The organism is Pseudoalteromonas sp. SIMBA_162 (genome assembly GCF_046535955.1).
Taxonomy (GTDB): Bacteria; Pseudomonadota; Gammaproteobacteria; order Enterobacterales; family Alteromonadaceae; genus Pseudoalteromonas; species Pseudoalteromonas marina.
On the sequence record NZ_JAWJBQ010000009.1, the window covers coordinates 100,489 to 118,940 of the forward strand.

Below are 18,452 nucleotides of genomic sequence, written 5' to 3' on the forward strand. Positions count from 1 at the left end.
ATGCCTTTATAGGTAACAAGTATGAACCAGCAAAATAAAAAAATAAAAACAGTGGTTGTCGTTGGTGGTGGTATAGCGGGCTGGCTAACAGCCGGACGATTAGCGGCGCACCACAAAAGTAATACCCCGGATGGCCTTAATGTTGTTCTCGTTGAGTCTCCAAATGTACCAATTATAGGTGTTGGGGAAGGTACTTGGCCTACCATGCGCAGTACATTAATAGCACTTGGTATTAGCGAAACTGATTTTATACGCGAGTGTGAAGCAAGCTTTAAGCAAGGAGCAAAATTTGCCAAGTGGGTGGATGGCTCCGAGGATGATTTTTATTATCACCCATTAGTTTTGCCACAGGGCTTTTCAAAAACAGATATGGCTGGCCACTGGTTAAATAACACCGCTGAGTCAACGTCTTTTTCAAACGCAGTGTGTTACCAAGAAGCTATTTGTGAGCAAGGACTTGCCCCTAAAACTATTCGCACACCAGAATACGCAGCTATAGCCAACTATGCATACCATTTAGACTCTGCAAAATTTGCCGTTTTTTTACAAAAGCATTGTACGCAGCAGCTTGGCGTTAAACATATTTTAGCCGATGTGACGCAGGTTAATAGTTCTAATAATGGCGATATTGCAAGCGTTACTACAAAGCAACAAGGTGAAATTAGCGGTGATTTATTTGTTGATTGCACCGGCTTTTCTTCATTGTTATTAGGTGAGCATTATAAGGTTCCTTTTAAGCCGTGCGATGACGTGCTATTCATTGATACCGCCTTAGCAGTGCAAGTCCCTTATGAGAATGAAGATGAGCGTATTGCATCCCACACAATCTCAACAGCGCAAGAAGCAGGTTGGATATGGGATATAGGATTACAGCACCGCCGTGGTGTAGGTTACGTGTATTCGAGTAAATATAGTAGCGAAGCTGAAGCACGCGAAAAGCTCAAAGCGTATGTTGGCGATAAAATAGAGTCGTTAACAATTAGAAAAATCCCTATTAAAAGTGGCCATCGCTCACACTTTTGGCAGAACAACTGTGTTGCGGTTGGGCTTTCAGCTGGTTTTTTAGAGCCGCTTGAAGCCTCTGCATTGGTATTAGTAGAAATGTCAGCGCAAATGATAAGCGAACAACTCCCCCAGACCCGCGATATTATGGATATTACCGCCAAACGCTTTAACGAGACGTTTACCTATAGGTGGGAAAAAATAATCGACTTTTTAAAACTGCATTATATTTTATCAAACCGTGACGATAACGCATTTTGGCGTGATAACAGAGACCCAAAAACGATTCCTCAAAGCTTACAAGATCTAATGAAGTTGTGGCAATACCGCGCTCCTGCTGATCACGACTTTACAAGTAATAATGAGGTGTTTCCAGCGGCTAGTTATCAATATGTTTTATACGGCATGGGCTTTAAAAGTGATTACAGCACAACTGCCTATATGCTTAAAGACACTGTTTTCGCTAAAAGTCAGTTTGATAAAAATAAGAGCATGATAAACCAAGCAGTCACTAACTTACCTAGTAACCGAGAGCTGCTTAATAAAATTAAGCACCATGGTTTTAGTGCTATTTAGCTTAAAAAATTACACATAAAAACAATAAAGAGACACGCATGGAAAATTTAGTCGCATTAGAGCAAAGTGCTCATCAGCATATAAAAATAGATACACAAAAAGCACAATCACACGCTAAAAATCTTAATATGATCCCCGTAGTTATGGCGGAGCTTAGCCAAATTGCCGTTCAGCAGCCTATAGTTTTTGCAAAAAACTCAGAAACAGGCGAGTTTACACTCAATGCTTTATTAGGCTTTGAGCAACATGAGAACTTGTTTTATCAGCAATCACAGTGGCAGGGCGTATATTTACCGCTTCAGTTACAGCGTCAGCCATTTTTTGTTGGTGATACGCATGCAAAGCAGACGCAATACCCTGTGTGTATTAATTTAAACAGCCCTGCAGTAGTTGATAACTCTGCGCAAAGCGAAAATAATTTAGAACCAATTTATACCCAAAGCGCAGAAGAAAGTGGCTATTTTAAACAAATAAAGCAGTGTTTAGGGCATTTACTACAAGGCGAAATAGACAATAAAAAGTTAATTGATGCGTTGTTAAAGTATGAACTACTACAGCCATTATCGCTTGAAGTAACGTTTGAAAATAACAAAAAAACAAAGTTAAACGGCCTATACACTATTAATCAAGAAAAGCTCTCACAACTTAATAGTGATCAAATTACGCTTTTACATCAAAGTGCTTTATTACCTGCCATTTATACAGTAATAACCTCACTTGGTCAGATATACCCATTAATAGAGCGTAAAAATGCGGTGCTTAATTTAGCCGATGATTGATTTTACACTTAACAAAAATATGGTGTTACACATACACACTGTAGGGGAGGAAAAAACCCCAATAATTGTTATTGATGATTTTGTAAATAATGTAGATGCGCTAATTAATTTTGCTGTGTTTTCTCAAAATACGAGGGAAACATTTTACGCACAAGAAAGTGATTTTTATCCAGGAGTAAGAAAAGCAGCACCGCATAGTTATATAGAGCAGCTAAAAGCACTGTCGCCAATTATTAATTCACACTTTAATATGGCAGATAAAAGCGAGTTTGATGTAATACTTTCTGCCTTTTCAATTGCATGTACAGAGCCTGATAAACTCAGGCCAATACAAATGCTTCCCCATTTTGACACACCTAATATGAACCAACTTGCTATGGTGCATTTTTTATGTGATGAAACACATGGGGGTACTTCATTTTATAAACATAAAGCCCTGGGGTATGAACGCATAACAAAAGAGCGACTTATCCCTTATAGGCAAGCTATAAAGCAACAAGCCATGGCACAAAAGCTTCATAAAAACCCACATTATATAAATGGCAGCACAGCTTTGTTTGAGCAAGTTTACAGTTTAGAGGCAAAGCTAAATCGGGTTGTTATATATCCAAGCAACTTATTGCATTCCGGGAATATAAATGCAGCTAACGGTTATACCTGCGAACCAATTAATGGGCGTTTAACTATTAGTAGCTTTGTGGTTCTGTGCTGACTATTAATGTGTTGTTTGCAGCGGGTAGACGCTAATTCATATGATTATAAATTGATTTTTATAAATGGTTTTTAGAATTCATATATCTTAAAGTTATAAAAGGGGATTTATTGCCACCTCTTTTATAAAATAAAATACTTTAAATTTACCTAAAATGTTAACAAAAAGGTGACAAAGATAAAATAACATTCTATTGTAAAGTTGGCTGTGTATTTTTTGTTCTTCTTAGAGTGAGTGTAAAAATTAAGCTCTACTAAGTTGTATGTTTTCGCAATAAATATACATTTGTAATCTACCTAATTATTTTAATTTATAGGGATAATTTATGAAAAACATTTTAGTTATTACATTAACAGCAACAGTACTTTTAGGCTGTTCAGCAACAAGCAATATTTCACTGAAAGAAAAAGACCAAGCATATGCAAAGTACTTGTCTGAAGAAAACTTAGCAGGTGAAGATAAAATCAATAGCTTTAGGTTTAAAGGTTGGAAACCACTTTCTGATAAATTCTTAATTATTTCAGCGGCACATAAAAAAGATTATTTGATTGAAACCCAGGGCACTTGCCATGACCTAAATGAATCTCATGGAATTGAGTTAAACCGCTTTTCTAATTTTGTTATACATAAGGAAGGGGATTCAATTTCTACCATTGAACAACCTACAAAAAAATGTTTTATAAAATCGATTTACCCACTTACTGCTGGCCAAACAGAGTATTTAGAAAGTATTGGAAATCCTATCCAAAGTTGAATTTAATAACAACAATAATAGTTGACCTTTTAAGGTCAACTATTATTTAAGAAACGTTGAATAAACGCATTTTTAGTTCTAGATTTAATATCAAAGCCATGCCAGGTTAATGTTACACCTCGTAAATACCTAAATCATAAACTCTTCAAAGTACTCTTTTTGTAATTCTATAGTCAGTGCTTTAGGGCGAATACCTTGTACTAAGCTGTACACTTCATCCTTTGTGTAACCTGCTGAATTTAAAATAAGCGCAGCAACCAACCCTGTGCGGCCAGTGCCGCCTTTGCAATGTATGGCAATGGTTTGTTTTTGCTGTATGGCTTGTAATATTTCTGTTTTGTGTGTGTTCCAGCTTGATATAAAAGGCTGTTTGGGTGCTTCGTCGTCATTTATAGGTAAATGAAACCAAGTTATATCGTGCTTTTGGCACTCACTATTAATTGTTTGTACGTTGTTTTTTTCGAGCTCCTTTTGTGGCATAAGTGAAAGCAGCATGTGAGTGCCAGCGGCTTTTAATGTAGCGATTGAATCCGCTAGGCTTTGCGTTTTTGTACCAGGGCAAGGCGTAAAAATAATATTTGCGCCGTTACTGAGTGATAAAATATCGTACGGGTGCGCGCTCATGGTAAGTCCTTTATTTTTAATAAATTTACTTTTATACGCTCACTATAGCGTGTTTTAGTTACAAGTTTAAGATTGAATAATAAGCACAAATGCTAGATACTGTTTTTATATACAGTTGTGGCGGTATTATGAAAAAAGAATTACCAGCAAAATACTATTTAGCGCATTTTAGAGAACTTATTGAGTTTGTAACAAGTAAATGTATGCATTTACTTGAGCCTAAACATAGTGAATTTATTAGTAAAATTAACCAACTAGATGAGCAAAGCCAATGCATGTTGGCGCGTGTGTATTCGCGCAAACCTTATTTAGTGCAGGCGCAATCGCTTAATTATGAAGAAATAACTTCGCCGCATCAGGCTATTTATACGCTAAAAACAGCGGGTATTTTATATGAGCCAAACGCACAGCATTACAAGCAGCTTATAGCGCATTTAACCAAGTCCATGCTGGTGGAGTTACTCAGTAATTACAGTGAGCAAGTAAGCTTTAAGAAAAGCGCAGCTAAAGGGGAGTTGGTCACTATTGCGTGCCAATTTTTTAGTGAGCGCGCAGATGATTTAGCCCCTTTATATAGCCAATATGTGATAAATAACCGTGAAGATTATTACGAGTATTTTGAGTTTTTATTTGCAGGGCGCTTAAGTAGTGGCGATGTAAACCATCAAAACCGCTTTGTTATGCGCGATTTAGGGTTAACCGCTACCCGCGAAGGGCACAGCGAGAGCTTGTCACGCTTTAATACACTCGCTGAGGCGCAATCTAATTACGTTTTAAATCGTTACCGTTTAGCATTTAAAAACATTGGCAAAACAGCCGGTAATACAAAAGATGAAACCTTGGATGACAAAGCCCCTTACACCGAGCTTGCGCATTTAGTATTAGCGCAACCGGCGCATGGCGCACAAGCGCACGACATTAAAAACAAACTGCTGGTTAGGCTGTACAAACAACTTAAAAATACCGATAGCGAACTTGCCTTTAGCCTACTTGAAGGCTGCACCGATTACGCCGAAGCACAAGAAATTCAAATAAGAGAGCAATACCGCCTAGGTAATAAAGCGTGGGTAAAAGCGCAGCTAGAGCAAATTATAGAAAACCCGCTCACCGACGATTTACTGTACTTTGCTGATGACTTTTTAATGCGTAAGTATAATAAACAAACGCGTTCGCGCTTAAGCACTATGCTAGCCGATACCCAATGTGTGCTTGAAATTGACGAAATTTACCGAGGCGATGTAGAGCAAGGCGTAAATGAGCATTACAGTGCAAAAGGGTTAACGGTTTTTAATACCGAAAACACCTTATGGCAAAGCTTGTTTGGCTTAGTATTTTGGCACGAGTTATTTATAGAGTCACCATACCCGCCGTGTAATGAATTTGATATTTACCCGCAAGTTTTACAGCTTGGTAATTTTTATGAAGCACAAAGCACGCAAATTGACGCACGTTTAAAAAGCTGTAGCACTAATCATGCGCTGCTTAATTTGGTATGTAAGCATGCCGCGCAGTATTTTGAGCAGCCCAATGGTTTATTTAGATGGCGCAGCAATTTATTAGAGCCACTAGAGGCACTTATTTTAAACAGCCCGCTTGAAGCGTTAATTGCGCACTTAACGGCTATGAGCAAACACTATTTACAGCTAAAAGACGGCTACCCCGACTTAATGGTTATTAATAATGGCCAAGTACATTTTGAAGAGGTAAAAGCCCCAGGCGATAAGCTTAGGCGCAACCAACTTACCACTATTGATAATTTAAAAAATGTAGGCTTTATGGTACATATTGCCGCAGTTAAATGGTTTGTAGACCCTAACCGTATTTATAGCGTGGTTGATATAGAAACTACGGGCAGCTTAAAAGGTGGTAACCGCATTACCGAAATTGGCATAGTTAAAGTACAGCACGGTAAAGTAATAGATACCTGGACGACACTTATTAATCCGCAGCGCCATATCCCAAGCTTTATTACTAAATTGACCGGCATAAGCGATGGCATGGTGTACAACGCGCCTGTATTTGCCGATATAGCACAGCCACTACTAGATAAACTTGCAGGCAGTATTTTTGTAGCCCATAACGTGAACTTTGATTACGGTTTTATTAAAAAAGAATGTGAGATTGCAGGGCACTTTTTTAAAATGCCAAAAATGTGCACCGTGGTTGAATCGCGCAGAGCGTTTAAAGGGTTAAAGTCGTATTCGCTTGGTAACCTTAGCGCGCATTTTAATTTAAACTTAACCAGCCATCACCGCGCATTGGCTGATGCAACTGCCACTGCTGAGCTGTTATTGCTGATACAAAAAAGTGAAACGCTAACGCAGTAGCTTATTATCTTATTTTTAAGTATTTGAAATTTAAATAATAAGTAGCTTTATTATAAATTTTTAATTTATTTTGGAATAAAGTGTTTTTGTAAATCGTCTTCTTTATGTCAATCCGACAAACTAGAGGACAAAACAATGACTAAATTAAATAAAATTGTAAGCGTAATGATGTTAAGCGGTGTGTGTACTTTTACAGGTGCAGTGCACGCCGCTGATATTGAACTATCTCAGTCAACGTCGGCGCAGCAACAATCATCTTCATCTATTGCGCTTTCACAAAATGGTTTAACAGCCAGTGGTAGCAACGAGTCAAACGTATCTAACGATACACAAGTAACGGCTGATGATTCGCAAAACACAGATTCAACGGCTAGTAACACGCAAACTCCAGCGCAAGAAAGCAGTGAGGCCGCAGAGCCTGCAAATACATTGGTTGCATCTGCCAGCGGATCTTTAAATAATGCATTAAATGCATCGGCCTCGTCTTTAAATGCCACAGCCAATTCCACAAGCAATACCACAGTCAATACAGCGCTTGATGCAACAGCGCAGTTAACCTCATCGGCGAGTAATTTAACAACCGCTGTGAGCCAGTCGTCATTACGTTATGTTACCTCTGAGCAAGGCGCTCAGCCAGACACCACAGATACACCAGCCGATGCCTCTTTACTTTCAAATGTAAGTAGCGCAACCGATTCAGTAACACAAGCTGATGCAACTAATGCGCTTAATGCGGGTGAGCTTACAAACCAATTAGCAATTACTAATACGGCTGCAAACTCAGTGAGCTCTGCACTGCAAATGGGTGATGCAATTAATACCAGTAATGAAGTAGTAAACAATGTTCAGCAATCTTTAATTGCCAGTGTGCAAGATAGTACGGTTAGCAGTTTACAAAGCACGGTACAGCAAAGTGTTAGTGGGCAGGTGAGTGCAGCGGTCACTGATCAAGTTAGTAACGATGTAGCACTCAGCACCGCAAGTGAAGTAGTAACCAACATTACTAACGATTTAGACCTAGGCCTTTAATACGCCAAGTATTTGCACAAATGCCGAATAGGGAAACCTATTCGGCCTGTTGGAGAATAAATATGAAAGCAGTTATAACCGCCACTTTGTGTGTTTTTAGTGCCCAAGCGGTGCTTGCACAAACTAACCACATTAAAACAGCTGAGCAAAATAAGCCCTTTAAAAGTAGCTTTGAGCTAAATGCTGATGCTGAAGTTGGGGTATTAAGTAACTCGGCGCTCTCTGTTCAAGAGCTTGACGATATTTCGTCGCAAAGCGACAGCGGCATAAAAACCGCAGCCGGTGTTAATGCAAAATGGCAATTAACTAAAAGCGCTAAATTAACCTCAAGCTATAAGTTTGAACAACAAGACTACGATGAGTTTGATCAATACGATTTAGACCTGCATCAATATGGTTTAGATGGCAGCTATAGTTTTAATAGCCATGAGCTAGGGGTTCGTTACGATGGTGCAAAAGCAAATGTAGATGGCGAACCATTTTTACATTTTAATCAAGCCAGCGCCTACTATGGCCATTTTTTAAACCCGCATACGTATTTGCGTATGAGTGTAAAAACCAAAGCTAAACGTTTTGCTACTGCAAAAGCACGTAATGCCGACGGCGTAGGCGGCGATGTAGCGCTTTATCATTTTATAAATAACGGCCAAACCATGCTAATGGCAGCGCTAAGTGCCGATAAAGAAAACGCCGACGACAACCAATACGACTTTAACGGCTACGGTTTTACTACTAAAGTTACGCACAAATTTACGGCCTTTAATGTAGCGAATAAAGTGGGCGCAGGCTGGCGTTATCAAAATAAAGATTACGATGAGCAAACAACGGATGATTTTTTTGAGCAAATACCGTCGCGAGATGAGCACCGAAATGTCGTTAATGCGTTTTATAACCTAGCTTTATTTGAGCACGTAACATTAATAGCCGAGGCTGAATATGGCGATTATCAATCAAAGCTTAGTAGCAATACCTATACGCAATCGGTTTTATCGGCGTCAGTTAAAGTGCACTTTTAGGCGGGTAAATGGCACCATAACCAAAGGTGGTGTCTTTGCCTTGCTCGCCTAAGTCGACGGCCAGCGATGTAAGCTCGTTAAGTGCTTTGGTTTTATTATTACCATGCTCTAACAATAAACAACTTAATACCGCGCTTACATGCGGCGCCGCCATTGACGTACCCGACTCCCTCCCAAATTTTCCATTGCCTTGGCTTGTAACAACATTTACACCAAGGGCTGCAAAGTCTATGTAATCACCTTTATTTGACCATCTATAAATTTGGTTATTTGCATCAATAGCACTTACCGCTATCACGCTTTTATACGCACCTGGGTATAACGGCTGCGACGCCGGCCCTTGGTTACCTGCAGCAGCTACAATTAACACGTTTTGTTTTATTGCTGCAGTAATACTCGTTTCTAAAACTGCGTTATTTGGCCCCGTTAGGCTCATATTTATTACGGGTATTTTATTACTTACTAACCAGTTAAGTGCTTCTACTATGGCAAATAATGTAGCCCCTTGTGCATATTCAGATTGCCTATAAAACACCTCGGCACTGTAAAGCTTAGCATTGCTTAAAAGCGGGTTAAGTTTTGCGCCTTTACCTGTAATTAGCCCTGCAATGGCGGTGCCGTGTAAATTTGGCGAGCTTAACCCTTGTGGTAAAAAGCTTTGCGTAGTGATATTTGTACCTTCAAAAGCACTGTGTTTGGTATTAATGGCGCTGTCGATCATGCCAATTTTTACGCTTTGTGTGCAGTAAGGGGCAATAGAGTTATTTGGTGTTACTTTTGCGGTAGGCTCGCCAGTTTGCGCTTGGTATATGTGGTTTCGGTCAAGTATTGCAGACTCATCTAAGTTAAGTGCTTTTAATAACTCACTTTTAGAATTAACACCTTGGGGCACGTTAAAGCGCACTAAGCTCATGTTAAGTGCGTTGTAATTTTTTACCGATACAATAGTCACATTTTGCTGCTGTAGGGTATTAAGTTGTTGGCTATTTGCCATTAATAACCATTGGCGCTCTATTGCTCTAAAGCCGTTTTCTAGCTCTACTTCAACAAATGCGGTGTTTTGACTATTTATATTAATGTTAAGCACATTAGGTAAACTGCTAATTGGCTCACTAATTTGCGCTTTTAGTTCATCAATCGACACTTGTGGTACAGGCAGCGGAAGCGGCAGGCGTTGTGCGCGCTCTATAGTTTGCTCAATACGCTGCTCTATTGGGTTTAACTGCCCAAGTACTTGATCGACTCTCACTATATTGGCAGAGCTCGTTGCGCTAAATATGCAAATCGAAGCGGCTATTATGTGTTTAACGCGTGTGTTTTTAATGTTCATAGTGGGTTACTTTTATTAAATCTATCATGCTAGTTAGTTAACGTTTAACACATAAAAATATTTCATTATTCAAATTATTTTGATTATTTGGGAATAAATGTTTTTTTGAATCGTCTTCTTTATAAAAGGGGTAAAAATCAATGAACGAAACATTAAAAACCTTATTGCCCATGCTTAGGCGTTTTGCCTATTCGCTAACGGGTAGTAAAGCAGATGCAGACGATGTAGTGCAAATAACAATTGAAAAACTATTAGTAAAAGGCATTCCGGATGACGTTGAGCCTGCTAAATGGGCGTTTAAAATTTGCCGCAATGTGTGGATAGACGAATACCGCTCACGCAAGGTAAGGCAAAATACGGCCCAGGCCGATATATTACCAGAGCCAATTACAAGTAATGAGCACCAAACACTCGAAAACAAACAAATGCTTAAAAATGTAAATACAGCACTTGGGCAATTACCCGAAGAGCAACGCGCCATTGTATCGCTGGTGGCAGTGCAGGGCATGGCCTATAAAGACGTAGCACATACACTCGATATACCTATAGGCAGTGTAATGAGTAAATTATCGCGTGCACGCAGTACACTTTATAATTTAATAAAACCCGACTTTAAAAAGGAGCAAGTATGAACATTAACGACGAAACACTTAGCGCCTTTTTAGACTCAGAGCTAAGCGAGCGCGAAATGGAACAAGTGCGTAAAGCCCTTGAAACGGATGATGAACTAGTAATGCGAATTGCAGAGCTAAGCGAAGTAGACATGCGAGTAAAAGAGCACGCAACAAGTATTGATGACGTCCCCCTTAGTGACTCATTAGCTAAAACAGTTGCAAAGCTTGATACAGCAACGACAAAAAACACTTTAAATAGCAATATAGTGGCGTTAACGCCTTGGCAAAAGGTTAAGCACTCGGCTAATAAAAGCTTAGCAATAGCTGCAAGCATTGCCGTGGTATTTGGTATTGCAATGACCAGTTATTTACAACCCAATGAGTCGCAAAATTTAGTAGCCAGTAGCATAGCCTCAGCCCTTAATAAACAGCTAAGTAGTGGAGAGTATGAGCAAAGTGATGGCTCAGTATTTAGCGCGCAGCTTAGTTTTAAAAATCAGCAAGGTGAGCTTTGTAGGCAGTATGCACTAAGTTCAAACAACACAACGCAAACAAGTATTGCATGTAAAACGCAAAGCGGTTGGCAAATTAAAGCGCAAACAGCTACGCAGCAAAGTAATAATGGCGCGCAATATCAAACGGCGTCTAATAACAGTCAGTTAGATGCTGTTATAGATAGCATGATCAGCGGCGCACCACTAGATAGAGCGCAAGAGCAGCAAGCAATTAGCGCAAAGTGGCAGTTAAACAAATAATAATGTGTATAAAACGAGGTGAATTATGAAAACATCTATTTTAATTATCAGTATTTTACTTATGGCGGGTTGTGCATCTAACCCTGATTACCGCGCCGCGAATAATGGCTCACAAGGTTACAGCGAGCAAAAAATTAGTGACGATCAATACCGCGTAGAGTTTAAAAGTGTGTCAAACAATGTAGCTGATGCCGGTGACTATGCATTGTTACGCGCGGCTGAACTTACCCAAGCGCAAGGCTACGACTGGTTTGTTGTAACGAATAAAGAAACCTTTGTTGAGTCTAAATCGCAAGCGCCCGCGTCAACTATTAGTGCATCACACAGTCAGCAATATGAGCGAAGCTGCGGTTTATTAACTTGCGAAACACGCGCACGCCCAACAAGCAGTGTAGGCGTGCAGGTGAGCAACAATGATAAACGCAAAGAAGTACACACCCTGATTGATATTAAAATGGGTAAAGGCATTAAACCCAGCGACAATAGCTATAGCGCACAAGACTTAATTGAACACTTAAGCAAAAAAGCACAAAAGTAAGCGCTTTGTAAAAGCATTTAGCGTGTTTTAGCTAGGTGCTTTTTTCGCGGTAAAAATCCAGTAACCAGCATAGTGCCCACAATAACAAATAAAGCGCCCAATAACGTATTTGGCCCAATTTGCTCGTCTAAAATTAAATGTCCCCAAAAAATGCCAAATAGCGGAATTAAAAACGTGACCGTTAAAGCTGAGGTTGGGCCTATATCGTCAATAAGCTTAAAAAATAAAATATAAGCAAGCGCTGTACACACTACGCCAAGGGCTAAAACGCCAAGCATAACGTTGGTGGTTGGCACTTCACGCATTGGCATAAAAAGTATAAGAGGCAGCACCATAAAACTCGCTGCCCACATTGAGCCGTGTGCGTTATCAAACGGTGCAAGCTTTGGCGCATTTTTTGTGTAATGAGATGCAATGGCATAACAAAATGAAGCGCTTAGCGCTGCTACAATAGCAATAAGTGACTGAGTATTTAATATAAGATGATTTTGCCCAACTAAAATTGCCACACCTACTAAACCCAATAGCAAGCCTATAACCATACTCTTAGTTGGCTTGGTTTTACTCCAGATAATACCCACAACAGCGCCCCAAATAGGCGTTGTAGAATTTAAAATAGATAACGTAGATGCGCTGATAGTTTGCGCGGCATAAGCAAAAAGTAAAAAAGGCAGGGCGGAGTTAAGTGCGCCAATTATAAAAAAGTGCTTTTTGTGTTTAGTAAACGCCAATCTGCGTTTTAAATACAGTGCAACTATAAATAGTGTGAGTGCCGCAAAGCCTACTCTAAATTCTATTAACACTGCGGGCCCTAAACTAGTGGCGGCCATGCGCATAAATAAAAATGACGCGCCCCAAATTGCAGCCAGAAAAAATAATCGAAGTAAACTTGCTAAGCTCATGATAATATTTTAATTATACGAATAGGGTTATAGAATAACAGGCTTTACAAAGAGTGTAAGCCAGATTAGGTACTCGCATATTAAAAATAATAAAGTACTAGTTATGGTTAGGTGTTTACTGGCTACAGCAATTTTGGCTGTGAGTTTATTAAGTGGGTGTGGGTCGACCCCAGTTAATTTATACAGCGATAATACAATGAAGAAAAAAGAATACAACGGTATTAAAGCCTATAAAAATGGGCTGTACGAACAAGCTTTTAATGATTTAAAAGAGCCTGCAGCACTTGGGTATAAAAGCGCACAATACACGTTGGCGTTTATGTTTTTAAAAGGTCAATATTTAGATCAATCAACCAAACTTGGCATGGGTTGGTTAGGTGTAGCTGCAGAAGCTGGCGTTGAAAATTGGTCACATCAATATGATACTTTCTATGCCGCTGCAACATTAGAAGAGAAGCAGCAAATAGATGCAATTGTTGCGCTCTACATTGAGCAGTTTGGTGTTAAAGCTCAAAACATGACTTGCCGAAGGTCAACATCAGCTAGAAGAACATTTGGCGAAATTAAAATTGATTGCACTAAACGTGACGGAGCGGTCACTGTGTATGAAGTAGACACAGTTGAATAAAGCTAGTTGTTAACTAGCTTCTTTTCAAAGTCACTTTTCACTATATCGAGCGCTTTTAAGACTTCTTCAGGCTCTACGTTGTGTTGCTCCAGTATCATAATTAAATCAACAGCGAGCTTAATATGCGTTGGCGCTTCCTCAAGAGGGTTGGTCATTTAAATTTTTCTTTTTAGATATTTGACTAATAGCCACATCAATAGCGGTTTGAACACGTTCTTCCATGTGTATGCGTTCAGCTTGTGGTAAATAAAACGCCATATCTACGTCGTAACGAATGTAACGAGGTGGCAGTTGGTTTAACACGGTACAGCAAAAGTCGGCCATAACGTCGTCGTCATATTTTTCGTCTAGTTTTCGTTTTATGATTTCTTCAACAACAATTTTTTCGTAATAGTTATGTATATCGTCGTGTAATCGCATGTTCCTACCGCTTTGTTATGTTCCATTTAAGTAAGTCTATACTAAGGATTGTTATAAATCGATAGCCGCTTTAAATAGTTGCTTATGCACATTGATTAAGCTGTCTAAATTACGTTGGTAACCGCCGCCTAAACCACACATAAGGGGAATGTTATGTTGCTTACAAAAATCAAGAACAAAAAGATCTCGTTCATAAACACCTGTAATAGATACATTTAATAAACCTAGCTCATCTTTTGTGTAAATGTCTGCGCCCGCGTTGTACAGAATAATATCTGGCTGATGGATACTTACACACAGCGCAAGTGCGTGTTGTAATGTGTCGATATACTCATCGTCGCCAGATTTAGCAGGTAAAGAAAAGTCGTAATCAGATTGCTGCTTTAAACGCGGAAAGTTTTGCTCGCAATGAATTGAGCAAGTAATGATATTTTTATGGCTTTGCTGATTAATAATCTGCGCTGTGCCGTCGCCTTGGTGCACGTCGCAATCAAAAATCAGCACAGTTTTAGCTTTATGAGTATTTAATAAGTGTGTGGCCGCTATGGCTAAATCGTTAAATATACAAAAACCACTGCCGTAATCGCTATAGGCATGGTGATAACCACCGCTTAAATTGCAGGTTAGTCCGCTTTTTAAAGCCTCTTCTGCTGCTTGAATACTCCCACCGACAGACAGCAATGTTCGTTCAACTAATTGAGCCGAATAAGGAAAGCCCATCTTTTTTATCGCTTTATCAGATAAGTTCCCAGTTAAAAAATTATTAATATATTGCTCGCTATGACATAAGGCTAATTGCGAGGGGTGTGCCTTGGCGGGCTGCTTGAATGCGGTTGGTAAAAAGCCTAAATGTTCTATTTCGGTTTTAAGCCGTTGATATTTTTGAATTGGAAAGCGGTGCTTTTCGGGCAAAGGCAAATTTGAATAAAGAGGGTGGTAGTATAGCTGCATGGACAAAGCCCTAACGGAGTTGCTGTTTTTCTACTTGTTGTATTTTGTCTTCAGTGGCTGAAATGGCTTTTCTGCATCGACCTAAACGTGCGTGAGTACTTAATATTTCAAGGTTAAGCTTTTGAGCTTTTGCTGGGGATGCATTTTCCATTTGCATTTTACGCTCTTCTATCATCAGCATTAAGCGGCGTTCAAACTCATGGTTTTGTTTTAACTCGTCGTAAAGTTCATGAGAAGACTGCATCACTTTTTTTACAGCTTGCTTATAAACAGCTTGTTTTGGGCGAGGTTTATACCGACTTTTATTTTCTTTTTCCCAAATTGGTGTTGATTTAATGACATTAAATACGGCCTGGACTTGCGATGCAATTCGCTCTAGCGCGTAGGTATAAGCATGGCGGTGATCGCTTGGTGGTAAGCTTGCTACTTCTTCTTCTATTTCGTTTACGTAATCAGCCAGGTTCATGCTTTTAGTTTGAAATACAGCGCGGTCAAATAGGCTAGGTTGTGCTTGCATATAACGGTTTTTAGCAAACAATTTAGCTCTGTCAAATTGCTCAGCTTGTTGCTTGAGCGAAGTAACTTGCTGTTGTAGTTTTTCTAATGCATTCACTTGCATGCTAAAAGTAAGCCTCGTAAATGAGTTTTAATGCTAAAAGTATAACCATGGTATTAAAAACAGGGCGTATAAATTTACTACCAAACCTAATTGCAGAGTGCGCACCAAACCAGGCTCCTAACATAATAAAAAAGCCCATTGTTATACCAAGCAAAAAGTTTACATGCCCTAAAGCTACAAAGGTTATAAGAGAAATAAAGTTAGACACAAAGTTCATAGAGCGGGCTAAACCGCAATTAAGAAGCAAGTTCATTTTATAAAGCATGCCGTTAGACGCGGTCCAAAATGTGCCGGTGCCTGGGCCTGCTAATCCATCAAAAAAACCGAGTGCTAGGCCTTGGACCCACTGCTTTACTTTCATTGCATTGTTGAGTTTTGGTAACTCATCACCTTGTGTGGTGCTCAAATTTCCAAATAAGCTGTAGCAGGCAACAACAATAATTATAATTGGTAGCAACTTATTTAAAAAATCGATGCTTAAATAATCAACAATAACCGTGCCTAGTAGCGCGCCTATTGCGGTTGCAATAATTGATGCCAACCAAAACTTGGGGCTAAAAAGGTTTTTTTTGTAATAGGTAAAACTTGCTGTTAACGAACCAAAGCTCGCAGCGAGTTTATTAGTACCTAATGTTAGGTGCGGTGGTAAACCGGCCGTAAGTAATGCGGGCACGGTTAACATGCCACCGCCACCGGCTATTGCATCTATAAAGCCTGCTGCCAATGCAACAGCACATAAAATTGCCCAAGTTGTCGGGTCGAGTGCGAGTTCAAACATTAATAGTCTATTTGTCTTTTAAATGGTGGTAGGGTGTCGAGCATGGCTTTACCGTAGCGTTTGGTTACTAAACGCCTATCAAGAATAGTAATACAGCCTTCGTCACTCTCTTTTCGCAGCAGTCTACCACAGCTTTGTACCAATTTCTTAGCAGCATCTGGGACTGTAATTGTTAAAAACGGATTACCGCCCTTGCTTTGCACAAATTCTGCTTGCGCTTCCTCTATTGGAGAGGTAGGTACAGCAAAAGGGATTTTTGTGATAATGAGGTTCTCTAAATATTTACCAGGTAAATCAAGACCTTCTGAAAGGCTTTGCGTACCAAATAAAATACTACCTTTACCGCTATCAATATTTTGACTGTGTTTTTTAAGCAGTGACTCTCTCGACATCTCACCTTGTACTAATAAGTTAAAACCTTTTGTTCTAAGAAACTTTGCGACATGGTCCATTTGCCAGTACGAGGCAAACAAGACTAAGTTTGCCTTTTTAGTGCTTAAATACTCTGGCAAAGTGGTTGCTAAGTGATCGCTAAAGTCTTTATCGGTAGGTTCAACTTTAGACACAGGAATGCGTAATGTTGCCTGTTTTGGGTAATCAAAGGGCGAGGGAACCTTTATAAATTTAACGCCTTCCTCTTTTGCTAAACCACTTTCATAAGCAAAATGGTCAAACGAACCAAGTGCACTTAATGTGGCAGAACATAAAACAGCGCCGGCGCACTCGTTCCAAAGTTTGTCTTTTAGGTAGTAGCCTACTTCAATGGGGCAGTCGCTTAAAAGGTGGTCATGATGACTTTTATATTCAAGGCGTTTTATCCAACGTGCGTGGGGTATGCCTTCTCCTTTGTTGGCATAACTAAACCATAATTTATTTAGTTGCTCTAAGCGATTAATGTAGTGACCGCTTTCAGCAAGAATAGGATCGGCAACATAAGGTTTTATGTCGCCGTCGCTCACATCTTGTGTAAGGGTGTCGTGCATTTTATTTAAACAACGTAGTGCATCTTGTGTGGCTTCGCTTATATCTTTTGCTTTGCTGTGAAGCGATTTGGGTATTTCACCATGTTCAAAACGGTATGTGTCGTCTTTTGAATATTCAAAGTCAGCATTATCAAGAATATCTCTCACTACTTTTAGGTCTTTATTTGCATCGTTTATACTATCGCAAAGCTTAAAGTTTTGACCTATGGCTCTTTGTCCAACTAACACTTTTGCCATTTTTCCGCTGAATTTAGTGAGCTTATCGAGCCATTCTATTGTGCCTTTAATGGTTGCTGCAGCAGACGAAAAATCGCGTGTTATATGGGCTAAATGGTGTGCTTCATCAATTACATAAATAGTGTTGTCTGGCTCGGGTAAAATTTTACCACCGCCTAAATCTAAATCAGCCAGTAGCAGAGAGTGATTAATAACCAGCACATCCATTTGCATGAGTTGTTGGCGAGCTAATTGAAATGGGCAAGTCAAATGCGCTTTCATTTGGCGCTGACAAGCATGCTTGTCGCAAGCAATTAAATTCCAAACTCTGTCGGGAATTGTATCTGCCCAGCTATCTCTATCGCCTTGCCATTTTTTATTTACGTAAGCATCGTATAGCCCTTGCAAGCACTTGCTTTCCATATCACTTAGTGGAGAGGTAAGCGTTGGCATAAAGTCCATTTGAGTTTGGCTATCACCATTAACAGCATTATGGAGTTTATGGGCGCAAATATAGCGGTGGCGTCCTTTAACTAAATCAAACTTAAAGTCGAGCCCAGAATGTGTTTTAAAAAAAGGCAGTTCTTTTGCAATTAATTGCTCTTGCAATGCCACGGTAGCCGTAGAAATTACTAGCTTCTTTTTTTGTGCCAATGCTAAAGGCAAGGCCCCCAAGCAATAAGCAAGTGACTTACCGGTACCTGTGCCAGCTTCTATGACGCAAATTCGTTGTTTTTTGTGATACTCACCAGCCAATGTTTTTGCAATTTCTGCAACAAGGTAATTTTGACTGCTGCGCGGCCTATAATCATTCAGGTTTTTAGCCACATGCTGATGCACTTGCCTAATAGTTTTTTTTAGAGAGTCAGAAAGCATGGAATGATTTGCCTAAAGTATGT

Annotated in this window: 20 protein-coding genes; 11 read left to right on the top strand and 9 right to left on the bottom strand. The window is 39.6% G+C overall.

Annotated features, from left to right (window positions below; translation table 11 throughout):
- Positions 1–21: 21 nt before the first annotated feature.
- The 4 genes from R0J88_RS08890 to R0J88_RS08905 all read left to right on the top strand — a co-directional run bounded on the left by R0J88_RS08890 (position 22) and on the right by R0J88_RS08905 (position 3,823).
- Complete coding sequence (locus R0J88_RS08890) at positions 22–1,578, top strand: tryptophan halogenase family protein (protein ID WP_410899701.1); 1,557 nt, start codon at positions 22–24, stop codon at positions 1,576–1,578.
- 38 nt (positions 1,579–1,616) lie between these two features.
- Positions 1,617–2,357: a SapC family protein gene (locus R0J88_RS08895; protein WP_410899702.1), complete on the top strand. Its 741-nt coding sequence runs from the start codon at positions 1,617–1,619 to the stop codon at positions 2,355–2,357.
- Entirely contained in the window at positions 2,350–3,069 is a 720-nt protein-coding gene (locus tag R0J88_RS08900) for a DUF6445 family protein (RefSeq protein ID WP_410899703.1), read from the top strand. Before R0J88_RS08895 ends, R0J88_RS08900 begins: the two co-directional genes overlap by 8 nt.
- 325 nt (positions 3,070–3,394) lie before the next feature.
- Positions 3,395–3,823, top strand: coding sequence for a DUF6491 family protein (locus tag R0J88_RS08905; protein ID WP_410899704.1), 429 nt, complete (start codon positions 3,395–3,397; stop codon positions 3,821–3,823).
- 129 nt (positions 3,824–3,952) lie between these two features.
- On the opposite strand, the gene R0J88_RS08910 is transcribed toward R0J88_RS08905, so the two are convergent.
- Entirely contained in the window at positions 3,953–4,447 is a 495-nt protein-coding gene (locus R0J88_RS08910) for a dual specificity protein phosphatase family protein (RefSeq protein ID WP_410899705.1), read from the bottom strand.
- Positions 4,448–4,536: 89 nt separating this feature from the next.
- Between R0J88_RS08910 and R0J88_RS08915 the strand changes: the two genes are divergently transcribed.
- The 3 genes from R0J88_RS08915 to R0J88_RS08925 all read left to right on the top strand — a co-directional run bounded on the left by R0J88_RS08915 (position 4,537) and on the right by R0J88_RS08925 (position 8,819).
- The gene (locus R0J88_RS08915) at positions 4,537–6,774 is read left to right on the top strand and encodes an exonuclease domain-containing protein (RefSeq protein ID WP_410899706.1); all 2,238 of its coding nucleotides are present in this window, start codon (positions 4,537–4,539) and stop codon (positions 6,772–6,774) included.
- 135 nt (positions 6,775–6,909) lie between these two features.
- The gene (locus R0J88_RS08920) at positions 6,910–7,803 is read left to right on the top strand and encodes a hypothetical protein (RefSeq protein WP_410899707.1); all 894 of its coding nucleotides are present in this window, start codon (positions 6,910–6,912) and stop codon (positions 7,801–7,803) included.
- 62 nt (positions 7,804–7,865) lie between these two features.
- Entirely contained in the window at positions 7,866–8,819 is a 954-nt protein-coding gene (locus R0J88_RS08925; RefSeq protein ID WP_410899708.1) for a hypothetical protein, read from the top strand.
- On the opposite strand, the gene R0J88_RS08930 is transcribed toward R0J88_RS08925, so the two are convergent.
- Positions 8,803–10,149, bottom strand: a complete 1,347-nt coding sequence (locus R0J88_RS08930) for a S8 family serine peptidase (protein ID WP_410899709.1) — start codon at positions 10,147–10,149, stop codon at positions 8,803–8,805. The genes R0J88_RS08925 and R0J88_RS08930 overlap by 17 nt on opposite strands.
- 140 nt (positions 10,150–10,289) lie before the next feature.
- Between R0J88_RS08930 and R0J88_RS08935 the strand changes: the two genes are divergently transcribed.
- The 3 genes from R0J88_RS08935 to R0J88_RS08945 are packed head-to-tail and all read left to right on the top strand — an operon-like array spanning position 10,290 to position 12,056.
- Positions 10,290–10,781, top strand: coding sequence for an RNA polymerase sigma factor (locus R0J88_RS08935; RefSeq protein ID WP_039038091.1), 492 nt, complete (start codon positions 10,290–10,292; stop codon positions 10,779–10,781).
- Positions 10,778–11,518 carry an anti-sigma factor family protein gene (locus R0J88_RS08940; protein ID WP_410899710.1) on the top strand — a complete coding sequence of 247 codons (741 nt, stop codon included), beginning with the start codon at positions 10,778–10,780 and terminating at the stop codon, positions 11,516–11,518. Before R0J88_RS08935 ends, R0J88_RS08940 begins: the two co-directional genes overlap by 4 nt.
- A gap of 25 nt (positions 11,519–11,543) precedes the next feature.
- Positions 11,544–12,056 (top strand): CC0125/CC1285 family lipoprotein, encoded by a 513-nt coding sequence (locus tag R0J88_RS08945; RefSeq protein ID WP_410899711.1) that lies wholly within the window; start codon positions 11,544–11,546, stop codon positions 12,054–12,056.
- Between the two features lie 17 nt (positions 12,057–12,073).
- Here the strand turns inward: R0J88_RS08945 and R0J88_RS08950 are convergent, their stop codons facing one another.
- Positions 12,074–12,958, bottom strand: coding sequence for a DMT family transporter (locus R0J88_RS08950; protein ID WP_341219326.1), 885 nt, complete (start codon positions 12,956–12,958; stop codon positions 12,074–12,076).
- A 103-nt stretch (positions 12,959–13,061) separates the two neighbouring features.
- Between R0J88_RS08950 and R0J88_RS08955 the strand changes: the two genes are divergently transcribed.
- Positions 13,062–13,586 carry a sel1 repeat family protein gene (locus tag R0J88_RS08955; RefSeq protein WP_341219327.1) on the top strand — a complete coding sequence of 175 codons (525 nt, stop codon included), beginning with the start codon at positions 13,062–13,064 and terminating at the stop codon, positions 13,584–13,586.
- A 2-nt stretch (positions 13,587–13,588) separates the two neighbouring features.
- Here R0J88_RS08955 and R0J88_RS08960 read toward each other — a convergent pair whose 3' ends face one another.
- Genes R0J88_RS08960 through dinG form a run of 6 tightly spaced genes read right to left on the bottom strand, consistent with a single transcriptional unit; the run spans position 13,589 to position 18,429 of the window.
- Positions 13,589–13,741, bottom strand: coding sequence for a YbaM family protein (locus tag R0J88_RS08960; protein WP_008129305.1), 153 nt, complete (start codon positions 13,739–13,741; stop codon positions 13,589–13,591).
- Complete coding sequence (locus R0J88_RS08965) at positions 13,725–14,006, bottom strand: late competence development ComFB family protein (RefSeq protein ID WP_006793580.1); 282 nt, start codon at positions 14,004–14,006, stop codon at positions 13,725–13,727. The genes R0J88_RS08960 and R0J88_RS08965 overlap by 17 nt, the downstream gene beginning before the upstream one ends.
- 51 nt (positions 14,007–14,057) lie before the next feature.
- Positions 14,058–14,957 (bottom strand): histone deacetylase, encoded by a 900-nt coding sequence (locus R0J88_RS08970; protein WP_410899712.1) that lies wholly within the window; start codon positions 14,955–14,957, stop codon positions 14,058–14,060.
- Positions 14,958–14,967: 10 nt separating this feature from the next.
- The gene (locus R0J88_RS08975) at positions 14,968–15,576 is read right to left on the bottom strand and encodes a primosomal replication protein (RefSeq protein ID WP_010557138.1); all 609 of its coding nucleotides are present in this window, start codon (positions 15,574–15,576) and stop codon (positions 14,968–14,970) included.
- Position 15,577: 1 nt separating this feature from the next.
- Entirely contained in the window at positions 15,578–16,354 is a 777-nt protein-coding gene (locus R0J88_RS08980) for a TSUP family transporter (RefSeq protein ID WP_039038085.1), read from the bottom strand.
- A complete protein-coding gene (gene dinG / locus R0J88_RS08985; RefSeq protein ID WP_410899713.1) occupies positions 16,354–18,429 on the bottom strand; it encodes an ATP-dependent DNA helicase DinG in 2,076 nt (691 codons plus the stop codon). The genes R0J88_RS08980 and dinG overlap by 1 nt, the downstream gene beginning before the upstream one ends.
- Between the last annotated feature and the right edge of the window lie 23 nt (positions 18,430–18,452).